The sequence below is a fragment of the Nguyenibacter vanlangensis genome, from assembly GCF_013376155.1.
GTDB classification, from domain to species: domain Bacteria; phylum Pseudomonadota; class Alphaproteobacteria; order Acetobacterales; family Acetobacteraceae; genus Gluconacetobacter; species Gluconacetobacter vanlangensis.
The window spans coordinates 1-1338 of sequence record NZ_JABXXP010000739.1 but is presented as its reverse complement, the minus strand read 5'-3'; the positions used below and the strand labels follow the sequence as shown (position 1 = coordinate 1338).

The following is a 1338-nucleotide window of genomic DNA, read 5'->3' as shown; positions in this document are numbered from 1 at the left end:
ATGGCGGCGACGCGGCGATGCGCATCCGCTCGCCCCAGAGCCATGGCCGCGCCGGCGGCGAATGGATGGGTACCGGCTGCGTCGGCGAAATGCCGACCGACCAGCGGCTGGATGACGGGGGCGCGCTGGTCTTCGAGACCGCCGCACTGGAACAATCCTGCGACATATTAGGCGCGCCGCGCCTGAAGCTGCGCGCCGCCGTGGATGTGCCCGTGGCGCAGGCGGTCGTGACCCTGTCGGACGTCGCACCCGACGGCAGGGTCACGCGTGTCAGCTATCAGGTGACCAACCTGACGCATCGCAACGGACACGAGACGCCGGAACCGCTGGTGCCGGGCGAATGGTTCGACCTGACGATCGTTCTGAACGATTGCGGGCATCGCTTCGCCCCGGGGCACCGGGTGCGGATCGCGATCGGAACCGCCTATTGGCCGATGATCTGGCCCGCCCCCCACGCCGCGACCCTGTCACTGCGGGACGGACGGCTGCTGCTGCCGCGGCGGAGCGGCGCGATGGCGGAGCAGGACGCCCCCCTCGCCCTTCCCCCCCCGGCCCAAGGACCGCGGACACCAATGACGGTCCTGGATCCCGGCCGAATTGCCCGGTACAGCCAGCAGGATTGCGTGACCGGCACGATGCGCTACGTCACCGATGCGCAGGGCGGGGTCTTCGGAGAAGGGATCTATCGCCTGGACGGGATCGACAGCATCGTTTCGCATAGTCTCAAGCGGGACCTGACGATTCGCGACGACGATCCGCTCTCGGCGCGCTATGTCCTGACCCAGAGCTATGAAACCGGGCGCGAGGGCTGGATGACGAAGATCGTCACCCGCACGGAGATGACGTCGGATGCGACGCATTTCCATCTGATCGGACAATTGGAGGCGTTCGAGAACGGCCGGCCGGTCGCGCGGCGCGACTGGTCCGAACGGATCGCCCGCGACCTGATGTGACCGGCGCCAGCGTCTTTATCCGATGATGCTCTAAACGGCCATCGTCCCCCGGGCCATGACCTGCCGGGCGACGTGGCAGGCGGCCAGGTCCCAGGCGGCGCAGCCGACGCTCTTGAACAGGATCGGCCGGTCCAGCGGCGGGGCGTGGCCGGTCAGGATTTCGGCCAGCGGATGGACGCGCTCCCAGTCGACGCCGGCCTGGATGAAGTCGCCGGCTTCGGAGGGGGCGCCGGCGGGGTCGTCGACATAGAGCGCGCTGCCGCCGATGGTGACGGGTCCGATTTCCACCATATCAGGCCGAAAGGCGCCGACCCCCACCACCAGGCGGCCGGCGCGCGCCGGTTGGTCATAGAGCGGCGCGCGGGCGGTCGTCGCCAGGATGACC

General features: G+C 69.1%; 1 protein-coding gene and 1 pseudogene. One reads left to right on the top strand and one right to left on the bottom strand.

All coding sequences use genetic code 11. From position 1 onward, the window contains the following. The coding region (locus HUK84_RS18590) for a CocE/NonD family hydrolase C-terminal non-catalytic domain-containing protein (RefSeq protein ID WP_281362863.1) at positions 1-953 on the top strand (953 nt) is incomplete at its 5' end. A gap of 30 nt (positions 954-983) precedes the next feature. On the opposite strand, the pseudogene HUK84_RS18585 reads toward HUK84_RS18590, so the two are convergent. Next, a pseudogene (locus HUK84_RS18585) lies at positions 984-1338 on the bottom strand (delta(1)-pyrroline-2-carboxylate reductase family protein); the annotation flags it as partial.